The organism is Azospirillum sp. UFLA03-27 (assembly GCF_059803775.1).
This window is the reverse complement of sequence record NZ_JAUQTX010000084.1, coordinates 1-24,576: the sequence shown is the minus strand read 5'-3', so window position 1 is coordinate 24,576 and position 24,576 is coordinate 1. Positions and strand designations below refer to the sequence as shown.

General features: G+C 69.1%; 27 protein-coding genes. 10 read left to right on the top strand and 17 right to left on the bottom strand.

Annotated elements, in window-relative coordinates:
• Positions 1–115 precede the first annotated feature (115 nt).
• Both Q4I23_RS14700 and Q4I23_RS14695 read right to left on the bottom strand, forming a co-directional pair.
• On the bottom strand, positions 116–967 hold the full coding sequence (locus tag Q4I23_RS14700) for an AraC family transcriptional regulator (protein ID WP_498526695.1): 852 nt from the start codon (positions 965–967) through the stop codon (positions 116–118).
• 56 nt (positions 968–1,023) lie between these two features.
• Entirely contained in the window at positions 1,024–2,124 is a 1,101-nt protein-coding gene (locus Q4I23_RS14695; protein WP_498526694.1) for an asparaginase, read from the bottom strand.
• A 118-nt stretch (positions 2,125–2,242) separates the two neighbouring features.
• On the opposite strand from Q4I23_RS14695, the gene Q4I23_RS14690 reads away from it, so the two are divergent.
• Positions 2,243–2,827, top strand: a complete 585-nt coding sequence (locus Q4I23_RS14690) for an RNA methyltransferase (protein ID WP_498526693.1) — start codon at positions 2,243–2,245, stop codon at positions 2,825–2,827.
• 34 nt (positions 2,828–2,861) lie between these two features.
• Here Q4I23_RS14690 and Q4I23_RS14685 read toward each other — a convergent pair whose 3' ends face one another.
• A complete protein-coding gene (locus Q4I23_RS14685; protein WP_454020147.1) occupies positions 2,862–3,548 on the bottom strand; it encodes a ChrR family anti-sigma-E factor in 687 nt (228 codons plus the stop codon).
• The gene (locus tag Q4I23_RS14680; protein ID WP_454020146.1) at positions 3,545–4,120 is read right to left on the bottom strand and encodes a sigma-70 family RNA polymerase sigma factor; all 576 of its coding nucleotides are present in this window, start codon (positions 4,118–4,120) and stop codon (positions 3,545–3,547) included. Before Q4I23_RS14680 ends, Q4I23_RS14685 begins: the two co-directional genes overlap by 4 nt.
• A gap of 404 nt (positions 4,121–4,524) precedes the next feature.
• On the opposite strand from Q4I23_RS14680, the gene Q4I23_RS14675 reads away from it, so the two are divergent.
• The 5 genes from Q4I23_RS14675 to Q4I23_RS14655 all read left to right on the top strand — a co-directional run bounded on the left by Q4I23_RS14675 (position 4,525) and on the right by Q4I23_RS14655 (position 8,346).
• A complete protein-coding gene (locus tag Q4I23_RS14675) occupies positions 4,525–5,073 on the top strand; it encodes an invasion associated locus B family protein (RefSeq protein ID WP_454020145.1) in 549 nt (182 codons plus the stop codon).
• Between the two features lie 78 nt (positions 5,074–5,151).
• Positions 5,152–6,321, top strand: coding sequence for a dual-specificity RNA methyltransferase RlmN (gene rlmN / locus Q4I23_RS14670; protein ID WP_014238705.1), 1,170 nt, complete (start codon positions 5,152–5,154; stop codon positions 6,319–6,321).
• Positions 6,322–6,348: 27 nt separating this feature from the next.
• Complete coding sequence (locus Q4I23_RS14665) at positions 6,349–6,585, top strand: hypothetical protein (protein WP_498526692.1); 237 nt, start codon at positions 6,349–6,351, stop codon at positions 6,583–6,585.
• On the top strand, positions 6,585–6,896 hold the full coding sequence (locus tag Q4I23_RS14660) for a hypothetical protein (protein ID WP_498526691.1): 312 nt from the start codon (positions 6,585–6,587) through the stop codon (positions 6,894–6,896). Before Q4I23_RS14665 ends, Q4I23_RS14660 begins: the two co-directional genes overlap by 1 nt.
• 214 nt (positions 6,897–7,110) lie before the next feature.
• Entirely contained in the window at positions 7,111–8,346 is a 1,236-nt protein-coding gene (locus tag Q4I23_RS14655) for an argininosuccinate synthase (RefSeq protein WP_035669763.1), read from the top strand.
• Positions 8,347–8,432: 86 nt separating this feature from the next.
• On the opposite strand, the gene Q4I23_RS14650 is transcribed toward Q4I23_RS14655, so the two are convergent.
• The 3 genes from Q4I23_RS14650 to Q4I23_RS14640 all read right to left on the bottom strand — a co-directional run bounded on the left by Q4I23_RS14650 (position 8,433) and on the right by Q4I23_RS14640 (position 11,173).
• Positions 8,433–10,103: a methyl-accepting chemotaxis protein gene (locus Q4I23_RS14650; protein WP_498526690.1), complete on the bottom strand. Its 1,671-nt coding sequence runs from the start codon at positions 10,101–10,103 to the stop codon at positions 8,433–8,435.
• Positions 10,104–10,323: 220 nt separating this feature from the next.
• Positions 10,324–10,758: a VOC family protein gene (locus Q4I23_RS14645; RefSeq protein WP_498526689.1), complete on the bottom strand. Its 435-nt coding sequence runs from the start codon at positions 10,756–10,758 to the stop codon at positions 10,324–10,326.
• Between the two features lies 1 nt (position 10,759).
• Complete coding sequence (locus tag Q4I23_RS14640) at positions 10,760–11,173, bottom strand: rhodanese-like domain-containing protein (protein WP_454020141.1); 414 nt, start codon at positions 11,171–11,173, stop codon at positions 10,760–10,762.
• Positions 11,174–11,329: 156 nt separating this feature from the next.
• On the opposite strand from Q4I23_RS14640, the gene Q4I23_RS14635 reads away from it, so the two are divergent.
• Positions 11,330–11,743: a YkvA family protein gene (locus Q4I23_RS14635; protein WP_498526688.1), complete on the top strand. Its 414-nt coding sequence runs from the start codon at positions 11,330–11,332 to the stop codon at positions 11,741–11,743.
• 4 nt (positions 11,744–11,747) lie between these two features.
• Here Q4I23_RS14635 and Q4I23_RS14630 read toward each other — a convergent pair whose 3' ends face one another.
• From Q4I23_RS14630 to Q4I23_RS14595, 8 genes are all read right to left on the bottom strand, one after another.
• Positions 11,748–12,677, bottom strand: a complete 930-nt coding sequence (locus tag Q4I23_RS14630) for a DMT family transporter (protein ID WP_498526687.1) — start codon at positions 12,675–12,677, stop codon at positions 11,748–11,750.
• A gap of 122 nt (positions 12,678–12,799) precedes the next feature.
• Positions 12,800–14,242, bottom strand: coding sequence for a c-type cytochrome biogenesis protein CcmI (gene ccmI, locus Q4I23_RS14625; RefSeq protein WP_498526686.1), 1,443 nt, complete (start codon positions 14,240–14,242; stop codon positions 12,800–12,802).
• Positions 14,242–14,730: a cytochrome c-type biogenesis protein gene (locus tag Q4I23_RS14620; RefSeq protein WP_059398514.1), complete on the bottom strand. Its 489-nt coding sequence runs from the start codon at positions 14,728–14,730 to the stop codon at positions 14,242–14,244. The genes ccmI and Q4I23_RS14620 overlap by 1 nt, the downstream gene beginning before the upstream one ends.
• Complete coding sequence (locus Q4I23_RS14615) at positions 14,727–15,263, bottom strand: DsbE family thiol:disulfide interchange protein (protein ID WP_149164527.1); 537 nt, start codon at positions 15,261–15,263, stop codon at positions 14,727–14,729. The genes Q4I23_RS14620 and Q4I23_RS14615 overlap by 4 nt, the downstream gene beginning before the upstream one ends.
• Positions 15,264–15,276: 13 nt before the next feature.
• Positions 15,277–17,268 (bottom strand): heme lyase CcmF/NrfE family subunit, encoded by a 1,992-nt coding sequence (locus tag Q4I23_RS14610; RefSeq protein WP_498526685.1) that lies wholly within the window; start codon positions 17,266–17,268, stop codon positions 15,277–15,279.
• 55 nt (positions 17,269–17,323) lie between these two features.
• Positions 17,324–17,779, bottom strand: coding sequence for a cytochrome c maturation protein CcmE (gene ccmE, locus Q4I23_RS14605; RefSeq protein WP_035669742.1), 456 nt, complete (start codon positions 17,777–17,779; stop codon positions 17,324–17,326).
• A complete protein-coding gene (gene ccmD / locus Q4I23_RS14600) occupies positions 17,776–17,994 on the bottom strand; it encodes a heme exporter protein CcmD (RefSeq protein WP_498526684.1) in 219 nt (72 codons plus the stop codon). The genes ccmE and ccmD overlap by 4 nt, the downstream gene beginning before the upstream one ends.
• A 31-nt stretch (positions 17,995–18,025) precedes the next feature.
• Entirely contained in the window at positions 18,026–18,745 is a 720-nt protein-coding gene (locus Q4I23_RS14595) for a heme ABC transporter permease (protein WP_137103663.1), read from the bottom strand.
• A gap of 216 nt (positions 18,746–18,961) precedes the next feature.
• Here Q4I23_RS14595 and Q4I23_RS14590 point away from each other — a divergent pair, with 216 nt between their 5' ends.
• Positions 18,962–19,216: a FitA-like ribbon-helix-helix domain-containing protein gene (locus tag Q4I23_RS14590; protein WP_498526683.1), complete on the top strand. Its 255-nt coding sequence runs from the start codon at positions 18,962–18,964 to the stop codon at positions 19,214–19,216.
• A 41-nt stretch (positions 19,217–19,257) separates the two neighbouring features.
• On the opposite strand, the gene ccmB is transcribed toward Q4I23_RS14590, so the two are convergent.
• Both ccmB and ccmA read right to left on the bottom strand, forming a co-directional pair.
• Positions 19,258–19,923: a heme exporter protein CcmB gene (gene ccmB, locus Q4I23_RS14585; protein ID WP_014238686.1), complete on the bottom strand. Its 666-nt coding sequence runs from the start codon at positions 19,921–19,923 to the stop codon at positions 19,258–19,260.
• On the bottom strand, positions 19,920–20,606 hold the full coding sequence (gene ccmA, locus Q4I23_RS14580) for a heme ABC exporter ATP-binding protein CcmA (protein WP_454020135.1): 687 nt from the start codon (positions 20,604–20,606) through the stop codon (positions 19,920–19,922). The genes ccmB and ccmA overlap by 4 nt, the downstream gene beginning before the upstream one ends.
• Before the next feature lie 381 nt (positions 20,607–20,987).
• Between ccmA and Q4I23_RS14575 the strand changes: the two genes are divergently transcribed.
• Both Q4I23_RS14575 and Q4I23_RS14570 read left to right on the top strand, forming a co-directional pair.
• A complete protein-coding gene (locus Q4I23_RS14575) occupies positions 20,988–22,667 on the top strand; it encodes a putative transporter (protein ID WP_498526682.1) in 1,680 nt (559 codons plus the stop codon).
• Between the two features lie 71 nt (positions 22,668–22,738).
• Entirely contained in the window at positions 22,739–24,418 is a 1,680-nt protein-coding gene (locus Q4I23_RS14570; RefSeq protein WP_498526681.1) for a putative transporter, read from the top strand.
• Positions 24,419–24,576: the final 158 nt, after the last annotated feature.

The following is a 24,576-nucleotide window of genomic DNA, read 5'->3' as shown; positions in this document are numbered from 1 at the left end:
GGCATACGAGATAGCTGTTATAGTCTCGTGGGCTCGGAGATGTGTATAAGAGACAGCATCAATGGAACGGGCTTGGGGGATGGGGAGGGGAGGAACGCCTCCCCTCCGCCTCCTCTCACGCCAAAGGCAACCGGATCTCCGTCAGCCACTCCTCGGGGGGAAGGGTGCGGGGATTGTTCAGATATTCCTCGACGCAGGGGCGGTCGGCCGGCGTGTGGCCGCTCGACGGCAGCCAGTCGCGGTAGAGCCAGCGGTAGGGGCGTTCCAACTCCGCGTAGGGACCCTTGTGGATCAGAACGGCGTGCCGGCCGCCGGGAATGTCACGCGCGCGAACCGGTCCGTCCTCAGGGATCGGTCCGTCGACCAGCAACGCGGCCTCGGAACGGAGATGGTCCGCCGGAACCGATTCCGGGTCGTCGTAATAAAGGGCGAAGGACCGCGTCTCCGGTCCCACAAGGCCGCGGCCCGCGGCCCAGGCGTACAGCCGCTCGAAGGTCGTGCCGATGTTCATATAGGGGCCTTGGTGAGCCATGGCGGCCACGCGCAGCGGCGGCAGATCGCGGATGGTGACGTCGTGCATGCTTCGCTCCTCGTCCGGTGGTTGGTCGGATGGAGGAACCAGGCGGCCTTGCCGCCGGTAGGCGCCGGGGCTCAGGCCGTAGACCTGCCCGAAGGCGCGGGTGAACGCCTCCACGCTGCCGTAGCCGGCGCGCCGTGCGACCTGCTCCATGCCGTCTCCGCCCTTCACGAGGTCGCCTGCGGCACGGTGCAGACGCAGCCGACGCAACGTGTCCGCCGCCGTTTCCCCCGCCATGGCGCGGTAGATGCGGTGGAAATGGTAGGGCGAGAAGCAGGCGACGGCGGCCAGCCGTTCCAACTCCAGCGTCTCGTCCAGATGGGCGGCGATGTGGTCGATGACACGCTCGATGCGGCGGCCGTAGTCCAGCAGGGTGTCGGGCTTGGTCATGGGTCCTCCATGCCCGGCACCCTAGCCGAGGGCCGCTTGATCGCGCTTGCGGACCTTCAGCCCTCCGCCGGGCGGACCACGCCGACCTCCAGGCCGTTGCGGTTGGTCACCGGCTGGTTGATGAGCTGGCCGGCCCGCGTCCACTGTTCGTCGGACAGCACCTTGGTGGCGCGGATCAGGGCGGCCAGGGCGACCTCGCGGGCGCGGGGGGTGCCGTCGTCGATCTTCAGGGCGATGCCCAGGCCCTGCTTGGGCAGGACGGCGCAGCCCACGCCCTCGGCCCCGCCCTTGACCAGCACCAGTCCGCCCGCCGCCTGCATCATGCCGGTGTCGAAGCTGTCCTTGCCGGCGATCAGGTGCGGGTGCGACCGCCAGGCGCGGCGGATACGGGCCACCGCCTCGGCGCGGGAGTCGGGCAGATCCTTGGGGTCGCCGATGCGGGCCATGGCGTAGGCGATGGCGCCCAACGGGATGCCGATGGTCGGGATGGCGCAGCCGTCGACGCCCCAGGGGGCCTGCGACAGGTCCTGGCCGGTCATCTGCTCCATCACGCCGAGGATGCGCTGCTGCACCGGGTGGTCGAAGCGGACATAGCCCTTGGTCGGTTCGCCCCTGTGCAGGGCGGTGGTCAGGAAGCCGGCGTGCTTGCCGGAGCAGTTGTTGTGGAAGGCGGTCGGCGTCTCGCCGTGGCGGATCATCTCGTGGGCGGTCTCGGTGTCGGTCGGCAGATGCGCCCCGCACTCGTAATCGCCCACGGTCAGGCCGATGCGCTTGATCCAGGCCTCCGCGATGCGGGTGTGGCGGATCTCCCCATGGTGGGAGGAGCAGGCCAGCGCCAGCTCCTGGTCGCCCAACTCGTAAGCGTCCAGCGCGCCCGTCTCGACGAGCGGGATCGCCTGGATGGCCTTGATGGCGGAGCGCGGGTAGACCGGCGCCTGGATGTCGCCCCACTGGGCCAGCACACGACCGTCGGAATCGACGATGCAGGCGCGCCCGCGATGGACGGATTCCACCATGCCGCCGCGCGTCACCTCGACGAGGATCGGCGCCTCCGGCGGTCCGGACAGGTCGGCGTGCCCCTCGGCGGGGTGGTGATGGTCGGCGTGGCCGTGGTGGTCACCGTGGCCGCCGCAGCAGGAGGAATGGTCGTGGCTCATGGGTGGAGAGCTTGCCTCTCTCCGGGGCGCGAGGCAAGGTGTCGCACCATCGGACCCACCGGATCACGGCCGATTCGCGCTATGCGCGGGCCGAAACTACGAGTGATTGTGCAAAGCCATGCGTGGATATTTCGCCATCGGGGTGGAGCGGATCAGCAAGCCGGGCAATGTCGGCAACCTGATGCGCTCCGCCCACGCCTTCGGCGCCTCCTTCTTCTTCGCCATCGACCCGGAGCCCGACCTGCACGAGGCGCACATCGTGGACACCTCCGGCGCGTCGGAGCATCTGCCGCTCTACGTCTACGACCGGGTGGCCGATCTGGCCCTGCCCAAGGACTGCCAACTCGTCGGGGTGGAGCTGACCGAGGACGCGGTGGAACTGCCCAGCTTCCGCCATCCGACGCGCGCCGCCTATGTGCTGGGGCCGGAGCGCGGCAGCCTGTCCGAACCGCTGCTGGAGCGCTGCGACTTCACGGTGAAGATCCCGATGAAGTTCTGCATCAACGTCGGGGTGGCCGGCGCCCTGGTGATGTACGACCGGATGATCAGCCTGGGCCGCTTCGCCGAACGCCCGGTGCGCGTCGGCGGCCCGACCGAGCCGCTGCGCGATCACCAGCACGGCCGCCAGATCATGCGCAACCCGGAGCGCCGCCGCCGTATGCGCGACATCCAGAAGCCGGTGATCGTCCGTGACGATGACTGATGTCGTCCGCGACGACGGATGATCCGGTTCAAATTCAGAACGTCACGAAGGGGTTGAGGATCAGCCCCAGCGCGCCGGTGAAACGAAGCGGCGCGTCGGTCACGGCCAGGCACAGGCAGCCCTCGTCGTCGGCCACCGGGCGGTGGCGCACGGAGTCGTCGGCGACGGACAGGTCGCCGCGGGCGAACTGGCCCAGATCGTCGGTGAAGCCGCCGTCCAGAACCAGAGTCAGTTCAATCCCCCGGTGGGTGTGGTGGGGCGGCCCGACGCCGCTCGCCAGCCGCATCAGCCGGGCCTTGCCGCGGCGTTCGGAACCGGACTCCAGTGGGGAACCCAGCGGGATGTCGTAGCAGTCCATGCCGCGCATAAGCCGCTTCCAGGGCAGGCGCGACAGGTCGCTGCCGACATAGCGGCGCAGCGGCTCGGGCAGCAGCGGCACTTCGGCCGGCTGGCAGACCAGCTTCGGCCGGGGCGCGCGGGGCAGGGGCGGCAAGTCGTCCAGCCGGGCGAGAACCGTCTCCAGGCAGGCGGGGTCGACCTCCTCCGGCTCGATGCTCTCCAGCAGGGCGCCGCCGACCGCTTCCATCTCGGCGACGTTCAGGCGGCAGCAGGGGCACAGCGCCAGATGCGTCGCCACGATCAGCGACGCCGCCTCGCCCAGAGCGCCGCCGGCATAGTCGATCAGCAGGGTGTCGCCGGGATGGTGGGTGGGCACGGTCATCGGGAGTCCCTCATGGCCTTGCGCAGCCGCTCCATGGCCAGACGCAGGCGCGACTTGACGGTGCCCAGCGGAATGCCCTGTTCGGCGGAGATCTGGCTGTGCGGCTTGTCCTCGAAATAGGCCAGCCGCAGCAGGTCGGCCTGTTCTGGCGGCAGGGTCTTCAGCGCCGCTTTCAGGCGTCCGGCGGTTTCGCGCGCCGCCACCCCGTCGTCGGCGCTTTCCACCGGGTCGGGCACCAGCGTGGGGTCGGCTGGGTCGATCTCGGGCCGCTGTTCCCGTCGCAGCGCGTCGATCCGCCGGTTGCGGGCGATGGTGAACACCCAGGTGGCGGCGGACGCCTGGGTCGGGTCATAGGTTTCCGCGCGGCGCCACACCAACAGCATTACGTCCTGCACCAACTCCTCCGCACCGCCCGCGTCGCAGCCCTGGCGGCGCAGATAGGCCTTCAACCGCGGGGCGAAATGCCCGAACAGGGCCGCGAAAGCCGTGCGGTCGCGGTCCCGCCCGACCGCGGTCAGCAGTTCTTCGAAGGTCCGGTCAGCGCCGGCGGCAGAGGAACCAAGATCCTGCATCCACGTCTTCGGGCACGTCTTCGGGAGCGCCGTCTCTGCGCGCATGGGCTTTGCGTACAAGGGCAAGCCCCGCATCACATGGTGCGCGGGGCGCCCCGCTGCAAAGCGTGTTTGGCGCTCCCCCGCGTCGTGTGCACCGTCGAGTGGTCGGGCGGCCAGTGGTCTCATGGGTGTGCTGCGGCGTTCGGTCCAGCGTTCGATGGACCTTCTACGCGTCCTGTTCTCGGTCGGATCACCGGCTTTCGACGCGAAATCGAGCGATCGATTGCAGGACCGGCTCGCTGAACAACCCGTGACTTCGCCGCCGGGACGGGGCGGCGGCCCTGGAAAGCCTCACCGAATTGGGGTAGGGTCCGACCCACTCCCGAACCCGTCCGCGAAACCATTCGAGCCTTCGCCAACCGATGTTGCCCATTCGCACCATCCGTCGCACCGCCGGCGCCGCTCTGCTTCTGGCCGGTCCGATCCTCGCCGCAACCGTTACCACGGCTGGCGCCGCCGATCCGCGCCTGCTGGGGACCTTCAAGGACTGGAACGCCTTCGCCTTCGACGAGGGCGGGCACAAGGTCTGCTACCTGTCCAGCCAGCCCAAGAAGAAGGAGCCCGCCGCGGCCAAGCGCGGGGACATCTATGTGCTGGTCACCCACCGCCCGGCGGAAAAGGCGCTGGACGTCGTCAGCGTCGTCGTCGGCTATCCCCTCAAGAAGGACAGCGAGTCCACGCTGGACGTGGCCGGCAAGTCCTTCAAGCTGTTCACCGACGGCGAGACCGCCTGGGCGCGCGACGCCGACACCGACAAGGCCGTCACCGCCGCGATGCGCGACGCCAAGGGCAAGTCCATGGTGGTGAAGGGTGTTTCGGGCCGCGGCACGAAGACCACCGACACCTACAGCACCGACGGCTTCGCCCAGGCTTACGACGCGATCAACCAGGCCTGCGGCGTGAAGCGCTGAGCAGCGCTGCTCTTTTCACTTGGTCGCTCCTCGTTTCGTCTTTTGACTCCGGACGCTCGTGGCCCTATTTAGGGGGCCATGAGCGCCTCCAACCATGCTGCTGCCTTTGCCCTGCCGGCTGTTGACGCCGACGGGCGCAAGAACCTTGTCGGCCTGTCCCGCGACGAGCTGGAAGCCGAAATGCTGTCCGTCGGCCTGGAGAAATTCCGGGCCCGCCAGCTCTGGCACTGGATCTACCACCGCGGAGCCACCGACTTCGCGGTGATGACCACGCTCGCCAAGCCAGTGCGCGAGAAGCTGGCGGAAAGCTACGCCGTGGCCCGCCCGACGGTCGTGCGCGACCTGAAGTCGGTAGACGGCACGCGCAAGTGGCTGCTGCGGATGCCCGACGGGCAGGAGGTGGAGAGCGTCCACATCCCCGAGGAGGACCGCGGCACGCTCTGCGTCTCCTCGCAGGTCGGCTGCACGCTGACCTGCCGCTTCTGCCACACCGGCACGCAGCGTCTGGTGCGCAACCTCGACGCCTCGGAGATCGTGGCCCAGGTCATGCTGGCCCGCGACGCGCTCGGCGAATGGCCGGCGCCGCCGGACGGGCGGATGATCTCCAACATCGTCATGATGGGGATGGGGGAGCCGCTCTTTAACTACGAGAACGTCGCCAAGGCGCTGAAGATCGTCATGGACGGCGACGGGATCTCGATCTCGAAGCGCCGCATCACGCTCTCGACCTCCGGCGTCGTCCCGGCCATGAAGCGCTGTGGCGAGGAGCTGAACGTCAACCTCGCGGTCAGCCTGCACGCCGTGACCGACGAGCTGCGCGACATCATCATGCCCATCAACCGGAAATATCCGTTGAAGGAGCTGATGGACGCCTGCCGCAATTACCCCGGCCTGAACAACGCGCGGCGCATCACCTTCGAATACGTGATGCTGAAGGGCATCAACGACAGCCCGGCGGACGCCCGCGCCCTGGTCAAGTTGCTGGAAGGCATCCCGTCGAAGATCAACCTGATCCCCTTCAACCCCTGGCCGGGCGCACCCTACGAGCGTTCGACCGACCGGGCGATCCAGGTCTTCGGCGACATCGTCAACAACGCCGGCTATGCCAGCCCCGTCCGCACCACCCGCGGCGAGGACATCATGGCCGCCTGCGGCCAGTTGAAGAGCGCGTCCGTCCGCCTGTCCGCCGCCGACCGCGCCGCCATCGAGAAGGTGCTGGCCGAGAAGGACGCGGCGCTGGCCGGGTAAGGCCGGAATTATCCCTGGGAGTGCTCCGTGCCTGAGTTCGCCGTCGATCCCGGCCTGATCCTGTTCCTGTTCAACGCGGCGGCGGTCTGGCCGCTGATGCGCATCTTCCGCCGGGCGGGCTTCTCGCCCTGGTGGGCGCTGGTGATCTTCGTGCCGGTGATCGGGCTGGTCGGCGTGCTGGGCCTGCTGACGGTGCGGCGCTGGCCGGCGCGGGTCCTGGTCGACGCGCCGGCGCGGCCGCGCAAGGCGCGGAGGGCCGCGTGATGGAGATGCTCGACGCCATTGTCGGCCTGCTCAACGCCGTCTATTGGCAGCCCTGGGCGGCGATCATGTCCACCGACCCGTGGACGGCGAACCTCGTCATGGCGATCCTGCTGATGCTGAAGCTGATCTTCGGCGGCTGGGTGCTGGCCAAGGGCGGGCGCAGCCCGCTGTGGGCGCTGGTCCTGCTGATCAACGGGGCGGACATCCTGGCGATGTGGCTCTACGCCTACATCCGCTGGCCCTTCGTGGACCGGGCGCCCGCCCGCCCCGCCGCGGAGAGCACCGTTACGGCCGAAACCGGAACGGACTGAAGCCCCTTAACCCTCTCCCCTCTGGGGAGAGGGTGGCCCAAAGGGCCGGTGAGGGGGATGTGCGTTTCGGTACGTTCGGCAAAAGCGCAACCCCCTCACCCTAACCCTCTCCCCAGAGGGGAGAGGGGACTTATGAGCGGGACCGATTGATTCGCATCGGTCGTAGGGCTACTGTCCGGCACCGATATTTTTCCCCACCCGCGTGAGTAGTCCCATGAGCGGTGCGTCCGGCAAACAGATCAAGAAAGTGGTGCTCGCCTATTCGGGCGGCCTCGACACCTCGGTGATCCTGAAGTGGCTCCAGGAAACCTATCAATGCGAGGTGGTGACCTTCACCGCCGACCTCGGCCAGGGCGAGGAGCTGGAGCCGGCGCGCAAGAAGGCCGAGCTTCTGGGCATCAAGCCGGAAAACATCTTCATCGACGACCTGCGCGAAGAGTTCGTGCGGGACTTCGTGTTCCCGATGTTCCGCGCCAACACCCTCTATGAAGGCACCTACCTGCTCGGCACCTCGATCGCACGGCCGCTGATCGCCAAGCGCCAGATCGAGATCGCCAACCAGGTCGGCGCCGATGCCGTGGCCCACGGCGCCACCGGCAAGGGCAACGACCAGGTCCGCTTCGAGCTGGGCTACTACGCGCTCCGCCCGGACATCAAGATCATCGCCCCGTGGCGCGAGTGGGACCTGAACAGCCGCACCCGGCTGATCGACTACGCCGAGAAGAACCAGATCCCGATCGCCAAGGACAAGCGCGGCGAGGCCCCGTACTCCACCGACGCCAACCTCCTGCACATCTCCTACGAGGGGAAGGCGCTGGAGGACCCGTGGGTCGAGCCGTTCGAGGACATGTACACCCGCTCCGTCGCCCCGGAGAAGGCCCCGGACACCCCGACCTACGTCGAGGTCGAGTTCAAGCGCGGCGACGCCGTGGCGATCGACGGCAAGGCCCTGTCCCCGGCGGCCCTGCTGACCGAGCTGAACCGTCTGGGCGGCGAGAACGGCATCGGCCGCCTCGACCTCGTCGAGAACCGCTATGTCGGCATGAAGTCGCGCGGCGTGTACGAGACGCCGGGCGGCACCATCCTGCTGGCCGCCCACCGCGCGATGGAAAGCATCACGCTCGACCGCGGCGCCGGCCATCTGAAGGATGAGCTGATGCCGCGCTACGCTGAGCTGATCTACTGCGGCTACTGGTTCAGCCCGGAGCGTCTGGCGCTCCAGGCCCTGATCGACCAGACCCAGGAGCCGGTGAACGGCGTGGTCCGCCTGAAGCTGTTCAAGGGCAACGTCACGGTCGTCGGCCGCAAGTCGCCGAACAGCCTCTACCGCATGGACTATGTGACGTTCGAGGAAGACAGCGTCTACAACCAGAAGGACGCGGAAGGCTTCATCAAGCTGAACGCGCTCCGCCTGCGTCTGGGCGCCATGGCCCGCGCGAACGTCAAGTAAGCGCGAGACCGTTGTGAACGTGGAACGAGGGGGCTTCGGCCCCCTCGTTTCGTTTCGGGCGATGGCTGCGTGGTGCGGAACGCCGCTCACGCCGCCCGGATGTTGACGAGGAAGCGCTCGACCTCCAGGCGGAGCGTTTCCGCCTGCCGGCTGAGTTCCTCGGCAGACGACAGCACCTGGGAAGCGGCGGACCCGGTCTCCACCGCGGCCTGATGAACCTGGACGATGCTGCCCGACACCTCTGTCGTGCCGTGGGCGGCCTGCTGGACGTTGCGGGCGATCTCGCCGGTGGCAGTACCCTGCTCCTCCACCGCGGCGGCGATGGTGGTGGCGATGCCGTTGATCTCCCCGATCGTCCCGCCGATGATCTTGATGGCGCGGACGGTTTCGGTGGTCACGCCCTGGATCGTCTGGATCTGGGTGGCGATCTCCTCGGTCGCCTTGGCCGTCTGGTTGGCCAGCGACTTGACCTCCGAGGCCACCACGGCGAAGCCCTTGCCGGCCTCCCCGGCGCGCGCGGCCTCGATGGTGGCGTTGAGCGCCAGCAGGTTGGTCTGGTCGGCGATGGCCTTGATGAGCCCGACCACCTCCCCGATCTTCTGACCGGCCTCCGCCAGGCCCTGGACCGTCCGGTCGGTGCGGGTCGCCTCCTCCACGGCGTTGCCGGCGATGGTGGTGGAGGTCGCGACGTGGCGGCCGATCTCGGTGATGGAGGCGGACAACTCCTCGGTGGCTCCGGCAACCGCCTGGACGTTGGTGGTCGCCTGCTCCGACGCGGCGGCGACCGTCGACGCCTGCCGGCTGGTCTCCTCGGCGGTGGACGACATCGACTCCGCGGTGGCGCGCATCTCGGTGGCGGCGGAGGCCAGCATCTTCAGCGTCGCGTGCACCGTGCTGTCGAAGCCGACGATGTACGTCTCGACGAGCGCCTGCCGGGCTTCCTTGCGGGCCTGCTCCTGGCGCTGCTCCTCCGCCATCCGGCGGTTCGCGGCGGCGGAGTCCTTGAACACCGCCAGCGAGCGGGCGAGTGTGCCGACCTCGTCCATTCGGTCCGTGCCGTCGACGGTGATGCCGAGATCGCCCTTGGCGAGGCGCTGCATCAGTTCGGCCATGGCGTGCAGCGGGCCGACCACGCGGAACAGCGTCGTCGTCACGGCAAAGGCCGCGGCCAGAACGCCGAGGAGCACCGCGATCCCCAGGATCCAGCGGGAGGTGTCGTAGGCGGCGTTGGTCCGCCCATACTCGGCCTCGGCCTCCTTCAACTGCAGGTCGACCAGCTTGCCGACGGCCGCCGCCATCGGGTCGATGCTGGGGTAGAGCGTGGACACCGCGAAGGCTTCGAGCGCGGCCTGATCCCTGGCCTGCATCAGCGCGCGGGCGGTCGTCGCGGCGGCGCGCGCCTTGCCCATGTGGCGCTCGGCCTCGTTCGCCAGCTCCTTTTCGCGGGCGTTCATCGAAGTGGCCGTGAAGGCCGACCAGCGCGTCGCGATCTCGCCGAGCGCGGCATCGATGGATTTGAGACCGCCTTCCCACGTCTCGGCGCCGCCGCGCACCTTGTGCGTGGTGTCGACGATGTTGACGGCGAACATGTCGGAGACGACCTTCAGGTCGCGCAGCGGGACGACGCGGTCCTTGAACACCGTCTCCATGCCCTGGTGCGACTGCCCAAGGGCCAGCCAGCCGGTGGCCGCAATCGCGAAAAGAAAGAAGCACAGAACAGAGAGAGCAACCAAAAGGCGTGCTTTGACCGTAGACATCGGCTGGTTCCACGATGCGTTGACGTTGCAGGTCATTGCATCGTGGATGGTACATATTAATATTGATCTACATTTTAATGAAAATATATTTCGTCAAAAAGTAACATTCTTCGTTTTTGAACGACACCGTCATGGGTGTCATGACGGTGTCCTGGTCCGAACGGCGTCAGACGCCTCCACCGCATTCTCGATCAAAGATTGCAGATGGACGACGTGCCGCTCACCCTTCCAGCCTGAAGCTCCCGTCCTCGCCCAGCGCGGCGAAGGGGTTCCAGGCGACCTCCCAGGGATGGCCGTCCGGATCGGCGAAATAGCCGCTGTAGCCGCCCCAGAGGACATCCTGCGCCGGCTTCAGGATGCGCCCGCCGGCCCGCTCGGCCTGGGCCATCACGGCGTCCACCTCGGCCTTGCTGCGCAGGTTGTGGGCCAGCGTGATGCCGCCGAAGCCCGAGGTCGGGCCGGACTCCGCCAGATGCGCGTCCTCGGCCAGCGCCTCCCGCCCGAACAGGGCGAGCGCCACGCCACCCAGCTGGTAGAAGGTGATGGCGTCCTGGCTGACCGGAGAGGGGGTCCAGCCCAGCCCCTCCTCGTAGAAGCGGCGGCTGCGCGCGAGGTCGGCAACGCCCAGAGTGATCAGGCTGACTCTCTGGTCCATCTCAGCTTCCCTTGCGTTCGGTGGCGGGCGGCATGGCGACGGGCAACCCGGCCTCCTTCCAGCCCTTGAAGCCGCCTTCGAGGTGGCAGACGTTCTCCAGCCCCATCGACTGCACGGTGTCGGTGGCGAGCGCCGAGCGCCAGCCGCTGGCGCAGTAGAAGACGAAGCGCTTGCCCGACGCGAAGACCGGCTTGTGATAGGGGCTGTCCGGGTCCACCCAGAATTCCAGCATGCCGCGGGTGGCCGGGAAGGCGCCGGGGATCATGCCGTCGCGCGTCAGCTCGCGCGGGTCGCGGATGTCGACGAAGACCACGTCGGGGTCGCCGTGCAGGGACAGCGCCTCCTGTGGCGTGATCGCCTCGATGCGGGCGTTCGCTTCGGCCAGCAACTCCTTGTAGCCCTTCTTCATCGGCATGGCGGTTTCCTCCTTCTGACCCTTTGGCCGTAGTCGAACCCTTGGCGGGACCGTTGGCGCGTCTGCGCTGTTGTCACTCCACGCAACTGTGCAACAGGCCGCCCCGCCCGGTCCACCGGGAAGGGCGGCCGGTGCAGGGGGAGCCCAGGGAAAGCCATGCCGATCGCCACCGACGGAACCACCGAAGCCGCCGCCGCTTTGCCCACCGTCATTGATCCCGTCCGCGTGGAGCGGAACGAGCGCTACGTCCGCCGCCGCTTCTGGAACACGCTGCGCGCCAACCTGCACCGCGTTCCCTTCCTGGAGCAGGCGCTGGCCGCCTTCTTCTGCGCGACCGACCCGCAGACGCCCTTCAAGGCGAAGGCGATCCTGATGGCGGCGCTGGCCTATTTCGTGCTGCCCGCGGACTCGATCCCGGACTGGCTGATCGCGGTCGGTTTCGTGGACGACGCGGCGGTTCTGGCCACGGCCGTCCATGCGGTGCGGAGCAATCTGAAGCCCGAGCATGAGGATCGCGCCCGCGCCGCCCTGCGCAAGGAACAGCAGATGAAGCCTGCCGCGGAGCATTGACGGCTCACGCCTTGGCCGCACTCCGCTCCGCGCGGGACTGCGCCGCGTCGCGATGCGCGGTGTAGAGGGCGGAGGCGGCGATCACCCCGGCCCCGACCCAGCCCCAGACGTCCATGGCCTCGCCGAACAGCGGCCAGGCGAGCAGGGCGGTGAAGGGCAGGCGGGCGTAATCGTAGGGCATCATCGCCGAGGCCGGCGCCAGCTTGAAGGCGCGGGTCATCGCCAGTTGCCCCAGCGTCAGCACGCCGCCCAGCAGGACGAGCCAGCCGAGCGCCGTCCAACTCGGCCACTCCCACACGAACAGCGCCGGCACCAGCGCCATCGGGGTCAGGAACAGCCCCATGTAGGCAACCACCACCATCACCCCGTCGGAGGTCGCCAGCGCCCGCACCTGGAGCGTGGTTATGGCGGCGGCGACGCAATGCAGGAGCATGACCAGGATCGTCGGGTCCAGGGTGGCGTCATCGGGGCGGATGACGATCATCACCCCGGCCAGCCCGACCAGGACGGCGGCCCAGCGCCGCGCCCGCACCGTCTCGTTCAGGAACAGCGCGGCCCCGGCGGTGACGAAGAGGGGGATGGTGAAGCTGAGCGCCGTGGCGTCCGGCAGCGGCATGTGGGTGACGCTGTAGAACCAGCACAGCATCGCCACCAAGCTCGTCGCCGAGCGCGAGGCGTAGAGCCCCGCCCGCCCGGTGCGCAGCCGTCCCAGCCCGACCGCCGCGATCCAGGGCAGCATGAACATCAGGCTGAACAGGTTGCGGAAGAAGACGATTTCAAAGGGATGAAGCTCGCCGCTGACATGGCGGATCATCGCGTTGCCGATGGCGATGAACAGGGCGGCCCCCAGCATCCAGAAGGCCGCCTCCAGCGGCTTTCCCGCCATGCCGGGGCCGGTGGCGGGACCTTTGGCGGTGAGCGCGTGGGTGGGCAATCGGTCGCGTCCCTGGCGGATCGGCCTGCGGGTGGCGCTCCTTTGCCGGAAACGCCACCCCAGCGTGCATCGCTATCCTGCTCTTCGGACCGGTCCGGGTGCAAGGGACATTCGGGAGAGGATCAGCCGCCGGCCTTCAGCGACTCGAGGCGGGCGCGAATCAGCGTGTATTCCGGCTCCTCCGGCTTGAACTGAGCCAGCAGGCGGGTCCACAGATCGGTGGCCTCGGCGGTCTGGCCGACGCCCGCGGCGTTCAGGCCGAGCAGCCAGAGCGCGTCGCGGTTGTCGGGCTCGGCCGCCAGCGCCTGACGGAGCGAGGCGACGGCCTCCTCCGGCATCGGGCCGGGCTTGCTGCTCCGCGGCTCCGCCGACAGCAGGGCAGAGGCGTAGGCGACCAGAACGTCGGGCCGCTGGGGCGCCCGCTCCCGCGCCTTGCGGGCGGCGTCGATGGCCTTCGCCGACTCGCCCATCACGCCGTAGGAGCGCGACAGCCGCAGCCAGCCGTCCACGTCGTCCGGGTTGGCCTCCAGCCGGGCGGCCAGCCCGTCGACCATGCCGCGGATCATCTGCTGCTGGTCCTCGCCCTCGGTCTGGCCCTGCGCTTGGCCCTGACCCTGATTCTGGCCCTGGTTCTGGGCGACCGGCGGCTGTTGCTGGGCGGGCAGCGGTTCCGGCGTCACCTTGGCCGGGTCGAGGTTCAGCGCCTTGGCGGCCTCCGCGATCTGCGTCCGGACGATCGGCACCCAGGGCGCGTCGGCGTGGGACTCGGCGAGCAGGGCGCTCCAGCGCTCCAGCGCGTCCTTGGTGTCGCCGGCCTGGAAGCGGGCCAGCGCGGCGTAGAAGCGGGCGCGCGGCTCCTTGGGGTCCTTCGCCAGCACGCGGTCGAAGGTCTTGCGGGCCTCGTCCGGCACGGTGCCGCCATTGGCCGAGATCAGGACCTCGCCGTAGCTGCCGAGAAGCTCCAGATCGTCGCCGGCCAGGGCCACGGCCTTGCCCAGCGCGTCGGCGGCCTCGGGCAGGCGGCCCATCTTGGCGTAGGCCTGGCCGAGGATGGCCCAACCCTGCGGGTCGTCGGGGGTCTCGGCGAGCTGGGCCTTCAGCTTGTCCATCGCCGCCAGCACGTTCTTCGGCGGCCCGCCGCGCTCATGATCCAGATTGCGCGAGGCCAGCGGCTGGGCCGGCAACTCGGGACGGCCGAGCTTGCCGTAGACGGCCAGCGTGCCGAGCGGCAGCAGGACGGCCAGCAGGGCGGCCAGCGCCATCGCGCTGCGCGGGGCGCGGGCGGCGGGCACCTTGCTCTTCTTCGCGTCTTTCGCGGAGCCCTTGCCGTGGTCGGCGATGGCCAGCATGCGGCGGCCGATCTCGGCGCGGGCGGCAGCGGCCTGCGCCTCGCTGATCAGGCCGCGGCCCTGGTCGCGCTCCAGCTCGCCCAGCTGGTCGCGGTAGACCTCCAGGTCGTAGGCGGCCCGCTCCTCGGCGGCTCCCTCGGGCTTCCTCAGCAGCGGCGGCACGATCAGCAGCACCACGGCCGCCGTCAGGGCGGCGGCGACGATCCAGAACAGCATCAGGCTTTGTCCTTGCGGAGCAGGGCGTCCAGGCGCCGCCGCTCGTCCTCGGTCAGCGGGGCGGTGTCGCCGCCCGCGGTCATCGGGCCATCGGCGGCAGCCCCCTTCCGCCCGCGCAGGTACAGGGCCGTCACGACGCCGCCGATGGCCAGGATCACGAAGGGGCCGATCCACAGGAACAGCGTCGTCGCCTTGAAGGGCGGGCGCAGCAGCACATAGTCGCCGTAACGGTCGGTGACGAAGCTCAGCACCTGCTGGTTGCTGTCGCCGGCGGTCAGCCGCTCGCGGACCAGCACGCGCAGGTCGCGGGCGAGCGGCGCGTTGGAATCGTCGATCGACTGGTTCTGGCAGACGAGGCAGCGCAGATCCTTGCTGATCTCCCGGGCGCGGCCTTCCAGCGCCGGGTCCTTCAGCACCTCGTCGGGCTGGACGGCGGAGGCGGCGACCGGGGTCAACGCCAGCAGGACAGCGAGAAGGAGGGCTCTCACGACGCGCTCCGCAGATGCTTGACCATGGGCAGGATCTGCTCCTCGACCACCTGCGGGGTCAGGGGGCCGACATGCTTGAAGCGGATGCGGCCCTGGCGGTCGAGCAGGAAGGTCTCCGGCACGCCGTAGACCCCCCAGTCGATGGACACGCGGCCGTCCAGGTCGACGCCGATGCTGGCGTAGGGATCGCCGTTGCGGTTCAGCCAAGCGATGGCGTCCTCCGCCTTGTCCTTGTGGTTGATGCCGCGCACCGTCACACCCTGCTCGCGGGCCAGCCGGGTGATGATCGGGTGCTCGGCCTTGCAGGGAATGCACCAGGAGGCGAAGACGTTCACCAGCGTGACGTCGCCCTTCAGCGTCGCGTTGGACAGCCCTTCCTTGTGGCCCGGCAGCGGCGGCAGGGCGAACTCCGGCGCCGGCTTGTCGATCAGGGCGGAGGGGATGTCGCGCGGGTCGCGGTCGAACCCGCGCAGGAAGGCCACGCCGACACCGACGAACAGCAGCAGCGGCAACAGATAGATCAGGCGGCGCATCGGAAGCGTGTCCTTACTCGGCGGGCTGAAGATTGCCCTTGGCGGCGCGGCGGCGCTCCGGGGCACCGACGCGGAAGCGGCGGTCGGACAGGCTGACCAGCCCGCCCAGCATCATCCCCAGCGAGCCGATCCAGATCCACGGCACCAGCGGGTGATGGTACAGCCGCACGGTCCAGGCCGTGCCGTTCTGCGTCGGGTCGCCCAGTGCCACGTAGACGTCGGACAGCCAGGTGGTGTGGATCGCCGCCTCGGTCGTCGTCATGCGGGTGACCGGGTAGCTGCGGCGCTGCGGCGTCAGGGTGGCGATGGTCTTGCCGTCGCGGGTGACGGTGAAGACGCCCTGCTCGGCGCTGTAGTTCGGCCCCTGCATCGTGCCGACGCGGTCGAAATGCACGGCGTAGGCGCCGACCGTGGCGTTGTCGCCCGGCTTCATCGCCTGGATGGTCTCGCTCTGCCAGGCCGAGGTGCCGGTCATGCCGGCGATGGCGATGCCCATGGAGGCGTGGGCGATGGTCATGCCCCAGGCGCTGCGCGGCAGGTTGACCGCGCGGTTCCAGCTGTCCTTCACCGGGATGCGGAACAGGCGGATGCGCTCCGCGAACTCGGCCAGCGAGCCGAAGAAGGCCCAGGCGGCGAGCGCGACCCCGACCAGCGCCAGCAGCGGCCCGCCGCCGTTGGTGACGTAGGCGGCGATGGCGACGCAGGCCACGGTCGCCACGCCCGCCGTCCACAGCCGGGTCAGGGCGCCCAGCAGGTCGGCGCGCTTCCAGGCCAGGAAGGGGCCGACCACCATGGCGATCACCATCGGGATGGCGACGGGGATGAAGGTGGCGTTGAAGAAGGGCGGGCCGACCGACACCTTGCCGAGGTCGAGCACGTCGAGGAACAGCGGGTAGAGCGTGCCGATGAAGACCGTCGCCGTCGCGGTGGACAGCAGCAGGTTGTTCAGCACCAGCGAGCCCTCGCGGCTGACCGGGGCGAACAGGCCGCCGGTCTTCAGGCTGGGCGCCCGCACGGAGTAGAGCAGCAGCGAGCCGCCGGTGGCGATGGCCAGCAGGACCAGGATGAAGACGCCGCGCGCCGGGTCCACCGCGAAGGCATGGACCGAGGTCAGGATGCCCGACCGCACCAGGAAGGTGCCCATCAGCGACAGCGAGAAGGTGATGATCGCCAGCAGGATGGTCCAGGTCTTCAGCGCGTCGCGCTTCTCCACCACGATGGCGGAGTGCAGCAGCGCGGTGCCGGCCAGCCAGGGCATGAAGGAGGCGTTCTCGACCGGGTCCCAATACCACCAGCCGCCCCAGCCCAGCTCGTAATAGGCCCACCAGGAGCCGAGCGCGATGCCGGCGGTCAGGGTCGACCAGGCGGCCAGCGTCCAGGGACGCACCCAGCGCGCCCAGGCCGGGTCGACGCGGCCTTCGATCAGGGCGGCGACCGCGAAGGAAAAGGCGATGGAGAAGCCGACATAGCCCGCGTAGAGGAAAGGCGGGTGGAAGGCGAGGCCGGGGTCCTGCAGCAGCGGGTTCAGGTCGTTGCCGTCGAGCGGCGCCGGAACCACGCGGATGAAGGGGTTCGACGTGATCAGGATGAACAGCAGGAAGCCGACGCCGATCATGCCCTGGACGGAGATGACGCGGGCTTTCAGCGAGGGCGGCAGGTTGCGCCCGAAGATGCCGACGGCCGCGCCGAACGCCGTCAGCATGACGACCCACAGCATCATCGAGCCTTCGTGGTTCCCCCACACGCCCGACACCTTGTAGAGCATCGGCTTCATCGAGTGGCTGTTCTGGACCACGTTCGACACGCTGAAGTCCGACACCACATGGGCCCAGGTGAGGGCGCCGTAGGCGACCAGCACCAGCAGCAACTGCGCGATGGCGGCGGGGCGGGCGACGCCCATCCAGGCGGCGTTGCCGGTGGCGGCACCCACCAGGGGGACGCCGGACTGCACCAGCGCCACGAACAGCGCCAGCACCAGCGCGTAATGGCCGAGTTCGGGAATCACGGGCCCGATGCTCCCTAAAAGAACGGAATGAGGAGGAGTGGAGAAGCCGCCAGCGTCACGAGCTGGGCTTCTGCTCCTTCGAGTTCGCCTTGAAGTGCTCCGCTTCCTTCAGCGCGGCGGCGACCTCCGGCGGCATGTAGTTCTCGTCGTGCTTGGCCAGCACCTCGCGCGCCTGGAAGACGCCGTTGATCATGCGGCCTTCCGTGATGACGCCCTGGCCCTCGCGGAACAGGTCGGGAAGCTGGCCGCGGTAGCTGACCGCGACGGTGTGCACCGTGTCGGTGACGCGGAACCGCGTCGTCACCCCGTCGGGCATCTTGCTGACGCTGCCTTCCTCGACGAGGCCGCCCAGGCGGAAGTTGCGGTCGCCGATGTCCTGGGTCTGCAACTGCGTGGGGCTGAAGAAGAAGACGATGTTGTCCTCGAACGCGGTCAGCGTCAGGGCGGTGGCCGCGCCAAGGCCCAGCAGGGCGAGGCCCAGCATGTAGAGGCGCCGTTTCTTGCGGGTCATCCTTCACCAACCTCCGCCGCGGGCGACGCCGCAGCTCCGTTGCGCGCCCGGCGCCGCCGCGGCGGGCGGCTGCCTTCCAGCGCCTTCAGGGTCGTCTCGGCACCGCGCAACGCCTTCAGCGTGGCGGCCAGAAGGCCGACCATCACCAGCGCCGCCAGCGCATAGGACGACCAGATATACGCGGCATAGCCGCCCATCGCGAAAAACTCTGTCATCCTTGCCTCCGGCCCAGTCTGCGCCCGCGCCTCAGCCCTGCGCCTCGGTCAGGCGCATGGTCTGGATCTTGCGCTGCACGATCTCCGCCCGCAGGCGCAGCAGGACCACCGTGATGAAGTAGGCGGTGAAGCCCAGCGCCATGACCAGCAGCGGGACCAGCATGGACCCGTCGATGGTCGGTCCGCCCATGCGGATGACGCTGGCCGGCTGGTGCAGGGTGTTCCACCAGTCCACCGAGAATTTGATGATCGGCACGTTCACGATGCCGACGAGAAGCAGCACGTTGCCCGCCCGCGTCCCGCGCTGCGGGTCGTCGAAGGCGTTCACCAGCGCCATGTAGCCGAGATAGAGGAAGAACAGGATCAGCACGCTGGTCAGCCGCGCGTCCCACACCCACCACGTTCCCCACATCGGCGCGCCCCACAGCGAGCCGGTGACGAGGCAGATGAAGGTGAAGCCGGCGCCGACCGGGGCGGCCGCCTTGGCGAACAGGTCGGCCAGCGGATGCTTCCACACCAGCCCGCAGGCGGCCGCGATGGCCATGTTGACGTAGACGAACAGGCTCATCCAGGCGGCGGGGACATGGATGTACATGATCCGCACGGTGTCGCCCTGCTGATAGTCGCGGGGCGACCCGATCAGCGCGATGTAGAGCCCGACGATCAGCAGGATCACGGTCGCCCCCGCCGTCCAGGGCAGGATCGCCGCCGAAAGGCGCTGGAAGCGGGCAGGATTTGCAAATCGATGCATAGGACCTATGGGCCTCTGGTCGTGCTGCGGACGATATAAGCTCAGTGATGCCCCAGCGCGAGGGGTTTCGCCTTGATCTTGGTCAGGAAACATGGCCGCACACCGTGGTGTTTTCAGGATGGTGCGGCGGCCTGTCGCACTGACGGTACGACGGGTTGACGCGGTCTTTCCATGCTACGTTGGTGTGGGATGGGCAAAAAAGTCCGAGGGGCTGCCATGGGCATGATCACCGTGCGCGACATCGACGATTCGGTTCTGAAGGCTCTGACCGACCGCGCCAGTGCCGCCGGCCGGTCGCTGGAAGAGCAGGTGCGCGAAACGCTGGCCCAATCCGTCCGCCGGAGCCATGAGGATTTCTGGGAGCGCGCGGACCGGCTTCGGGCCGGTTTCGGGGGGCGTGTCATTTCCGACAGCGGTGTGATTTCCGCTGAGATGCGGGAGGAGCGGTCGCAGCGGATCGGCAAGCCATGAAGCTCGGGCAGCGTTCTCGTCCTGAACGCTCTTGAGTGAGCCTACTCCACCGCCTGACGCAGGGCGGCGGCGCTGGCCCAGGGGGCGAGCGGCAGGGCGCCGGCCAGAAGGCCGCCCAGAAGCAGCAGATGCGGACGCGGGGTCAGGCCGTTCAGCGCGGCGTCGATGGCCCCAGCCCCGAAGATCAGCACGGGGATGTAGAGCGGCAGGATCAGCAGCGACAGTAGCACGCCGCCGCGCCGGGCGCCCAGCGTCAGCGCGGCGCCGATGCTGCCGATCAGGCTGAGGATCGGCGTACCGACCAGCAGGGTCAGCACCAGCACCCCGAACCCCTCCGCGTCCATGTTCAGCAGAAGCGCCAGCAGCGGGGCGGCGGCGATCAGCGGTAGGCCGGTCACCAGCCAGTGGGCCAGCGTCTTGGCCAGCACCACCGCCTCCATCGGCAGGGTGGACAGCGACAGCAGCTCCAGCGAGCCGTCCTCGTAGTCGTTCTGGAACAGCCGCTCCAGCGACAGCAGCGAGGCGAGCAGGGCGGCCACCCAGATCACCCCGGCGGCGATGCGGGCAAGGATGTTCGGCTCCGGCCCGACGCCGAAGGGGAACAGCACCACGCACAGCACGAAGAACATCACGGCGATGCTGGCGTCCGACCCCTGGCGCAGCGCCAGCCGCAGGTCCCGTCCGATCAGGCGCAGGAAGCGGGTCACGCCGCGTCCTCCTCTTCTAAAACGTCGTCCTCGCCCCCGTCGTCCCCGTCGTGGGGGACGGGGGTGAACTCGTCGAGGTGCAGCTCGCCAGCGCCGGGCATGGCGATGTCCACATGGGTGGAGACGGCGACCATGCCACCGGCGGCCCGATGCTCCGCGATGATCTCCTCGAACAAGGTGATCGCCGCGCGGTCGAGCGCCACGGTCGGCTCGTCGAGCAGCCACAGGGCGGCGGGGGCGGCGATGATGCGGGCGAGGTTCAGGCGCCGCTTCTGCCCCGCCGACAGGTAGCGCCCCGGCACGTTGGCGATGTGCGGCACGCCCAGCCGGTCCAGCGCCTTCAGCGCGTTGCCCCGCGGGTCGGCGGCGCCGCCCAGCGTGGCCCAGAAGGACAGGTTCTCCACCGCGCTCAGTACCGGCTTCACCGCGTCGAGATGGCCGACATAGTGGATGCGGCCGCGGTGGCCGTCGGGATCGTCGGAGACCGCCACATCGTCCCAGGAGAGCCGGCCGCGAATCGGCTTGAGCAGTCCGGCCATGACGCGCAGCAGGCTGGACTTGCCGCTGCCGTTGGGACCGAGCAGGAACAGCGCCTCCCCAGGCGCGATCCGGAAGTCCAACCCGGTGAAGACCAGCCGGTCGCCACGGAGGCAGGTCAGCGCGGAACCGGCGAAAACGGGCATGGCGACGGGCAGGGCTCTTGCGGTGGACGGGGCGGGGGGAGCTATAGCACAGCCCGTCCGGGTGCCAAAAAGAAACGGCCCCAAAAAAGAAACGGCCATCGCAAGGGGGTTCTTGCGATGGCCGTCGATCCAGCCGGGGCCTGGCTGGGGACGCCGGAAAACCGGAGCCCTGATCGTCGCTTAGGGGCCGGGCCGCAGGGGTTCACGGGTCCGGCCAGCCACTTGATGCCGTAAGGCTCCGTCCGGTTTAGGACCAGAAAGTGGCGAAATTTTGATCCGATGAATGTCCCTTTCCATTCCAGGGCATTGCCCGGGCGAAGCGGAGCGGGCATTCATAGGCGCCTTCGCCCCCTCAATGCTCAACCGGACCGGGTGCCTGCCATGACCGTGCTGATCGACCTGTTCAACGGCCTTCCCGACATCGCCCGCATCATGCTGATGCTCAGCGTGGTGGCGGCGTCAGGGCTGGCGCTGGGGCAGATCAAGGTGCGCGGCGTGGGGCTGGGCATCGGCGGGGTGCTGTTCGCCGGCATCGCCGCGGGGCACGTCGCCAAGGCGCTGGGCCTGACCTTCGACCATCACGTCCTGCATTTCATGCGGGAGTTCGGGCTGATCCTGTTCGTCTACACGATCGGCGTGCAGGTCGGCCCCGGCTTCTTCGCTGCCCTGAAGAAGTCGGGCCTGACGCTGAACCTGCTGGCCGCCTCGCTGGTCGGGCTGGGGGTGCTGGTGGCGGTGGCGATCCACGAGATCGGCGGGGTGCCGCTGCCGGCGGTGCTCGGCATCTTCTCCGGCGCCGTCACCAACACGCCGTCGCTGGGTGCGGCACAGGAGATGCTGCGCGAGGTCGGGGCCTCGGCGGCGGAGATCAACACGCCCAGCCTCGGCTACGCCGTCGCCTATCCCTTCGGCATCGTCGGCATCCTCATCACCATGGGGCTGATCCGTGTCGTCTTCCGCATCGACCCGGTGGCGGAGGCCGAAGCCTTCGAACGCAAGCGCCGCGCCCAGGTGGAGACGCTGGAGACGCTGGACGTCGCCGTGCGCAACCGGTCGGCCATGGGGCTGCCGCTGCGCGACATGGAGCTGTTCGGCGACCAGGGTGTGATGATCTCCCGCCTGCTGCGCGAGGGGCGGCTGCAGGTGCCGCACCCGGACACCTGCCTGCGCGCCGGCGACGTCGTGCATCTGGTCGGGCCGCGGGTCAAGCTGGAGGCGACGAAGCGGCTGCTCGGCGAGGCGGCGGAGGTGACGCTGACCACCAAGGGCACCGACATGCGCTGGGACCGGCTGGTCGTCACCAGCGAGCATGTTCTGGGCAAGGCCATCGGGCAGCTCGATCTCGCCGACGCCTACGACGTGGTGGTCAGCCGGGTCAACCGCGCCGGCGTGGAGCTGGTGCCGAGCCCGGCCCTGCACCTCCAGTTCGGCGACATCCTGACCGCCATCGGCAAGCCGTCGGACCTCCAGCGGGTGGCGGCGCTGATGGGCAACTCAGCGCGGCGGCTCCAGCAGGTGGAGTTCGTGCCGGTCTTCATCGGCATCCTGCTCGGCGTGCTGCTCGGCTCCATCCCTTTCTACATTCCGGGGATGCCGGCGCCGCTGAAGCTGGGGCTGGCCGGCGGGCCGCTGGTGGCGGCGATCCTGCTGGCGCGCATCGGCCACATCGGGCCGCTGGTCTGGTTCATGCCGCCGGCCGCCAACATGGCGCTGCGCGAGATCGGCATCGTCCTGTTCCTGGCGGTGGTCGGGCTGATGTCCGGCGACCGTTTCGTGGAGACTCTGGTGCACGGCGACGGGCTGCTGTGGATCGGCTGCGGCGTGCTGGTGACGCTGATCCCGCTGCTGGTCGTCGGCTTCGTCGCACGGGCCTTCGCCCGGCAGAACTACCTGACGATCTGCGGCCTGCTGTCCGGCAGCATGACGGACCCGCCCGCGCTCGCATTTGCAAACGCAATGAGCGCATCGGAGGCTCCCGCCCTCGCCTATGCCACTGTTTACCCTATGGTTATGTTTCTGCGTATCCTTGCGCCGCAGTTGATCGTCCTGTTCCTCTGGTAAGGGGCCGGCCCGGAAAGGGCGCCTCCCACGGGATCGGCGGGCGGTCTGTCCTCGCATGAGGAGACGCGGCCATGCACGCGCTCATCGAACTCTTCCTGGCCATGCCGCCGATCGCGCGTGTGGTGTTCATGCTGGGCGTCACCTCGGCCCTCGGGCTGGCGCTCGGCCACATACGGCTGCGCGGGGTCGGGCTGGGCATCGGCGGCGTGCTGTTTGCGGGCATCGCGGTCGGCCACTTCGCCAAGCAGGCCGGGGTGACGCTGAACGCCGAGATGATGGAGTTCATCCGCGACTTCGGCCTGATCCTGTTCGTCTACACCATCGGCATCCAGGTCGGCCCCGGCTTCTTCGCGGCGCTGAAGAAGTCCGGGCTGGCGCTGAACGGGCTGGCGCTGCTGATGGTCGGGTCGAGCATCCTGCTGACCGCGATCCTGGTGCTGTTCGATCTCGTGCCGCTGGGCTCCGGTCTCGGCGTCTTCGCGGGCGGGGTGACCAACGCCCCGGCGCTGGCCGCCTCGCAGCAGGTGCTGAAGGAGGTCGGGGCCGACGCCGCGGTGATGGCCCTGCCCGGCCTGGCCTTCGCCGTCACCTATCCCTTCGGCATCGCCGGCAACCTGCTGGCCATGGCGGTGGTGCGGATCGTCTTCCGCATCGCCCCGCAGGAGGAGGCCAGAGCCTTCGAGGCCGCCCGGCGCGCCGAGGTCGCAGCGCTCGACACCATGGACATCGCCGTCACCAACCCGGCCCTGCGCGGGGTGCGGCTGGGCGACCTGACCCTGCTGCCGAGCCTGGGGGTCTGCGCGTCGCGCCTGCTGCGCGGCGGCCAGCTCCGCGTGCCCGGCGAGGACACCCGGCTGGAGGAAGGCGACGTGCTCCACGTGGTCGGCCCGCGCCCGAAGCTGGAGCAGGTCCGCCTGCTGATGGGGCGGGAGGCCGACGTCCGGCTGACCACCAAGGGCAGCGACCTGCGGTGGGAGCGCATCGTCGTCACCGCCAACCCGGTGCTGGGCAAGTCCATCGCCGCGCTGAACCTGAAGGGGGCGTGCGACGTGGTGGTCAGCCGGGTCAACCGCGCCGGGGTGGAGCTGGTGCCCAACGCCGCGCTGAAGCTGCAGTTCGGCGACATCCTGACGGTGATCGGCAAGCCCGACGACCTCAAGGCGGCCGCTTGCATCATCGGCAACTCCGAACGGCGGCTGCAGACGGTGGAGATGATCCCGGTCTTCGTCGGCATCACGCTGGGGGCGCTGCTGGGCGCCATCCCGCTGTTCCTGCCGGGCATGCCGGCGCCCTTGCGGCTGGGCATGGCCGGCGGGCCGCTGATTGCCGCCATCGTGCTGGCGCGCATCGGCCACATCGGGCCGCTGGTCTGGTTCATGCCGCCCGCCGCCAACCTCGCCCTGCGCGAGATCGGCATCGTCCTGTTCCTCGCCGTGCTGGGCATCGCGTCGGGCGACCGCTTCGTCGAGACGATGGCGAGCGGCGCCGGGCTGCCCTGGATGGCCTGGGGCGTCCTGGTCACGCTGGTGCCGCTGCTGCTGACCGGGCTGCTGGCGCGCGGGGTGATGAAGCTGAACTTCCTCAGCATCTGCGGCGTGCTGGCCGGGGCGCAGACCAACCCGCCGGGCCTCGCCTACGCCAACGCGGTGGTCGCGTCGGAGGCGCCGGCGCTGGCCTACGCCACCGTCTACCCGCTGGCCATGTGCCTGCGCATCCTGGCGCCGCAGCTTCTGGTGCTGATGCTGTGGTGAAAAACCCGCCGGCTTCCCCCGTCGCGCGGTTGCCCCGGGGCCCGCAAAATCCGCGTTGCGGGAGTTTGTCCGGCGGTCTAGCCTAGCGGCACCGTCCAGGGTTGGGCGGTCCAGACCCTGTCTCTTATACACATCTGACGCTGCCGACGATTATACGC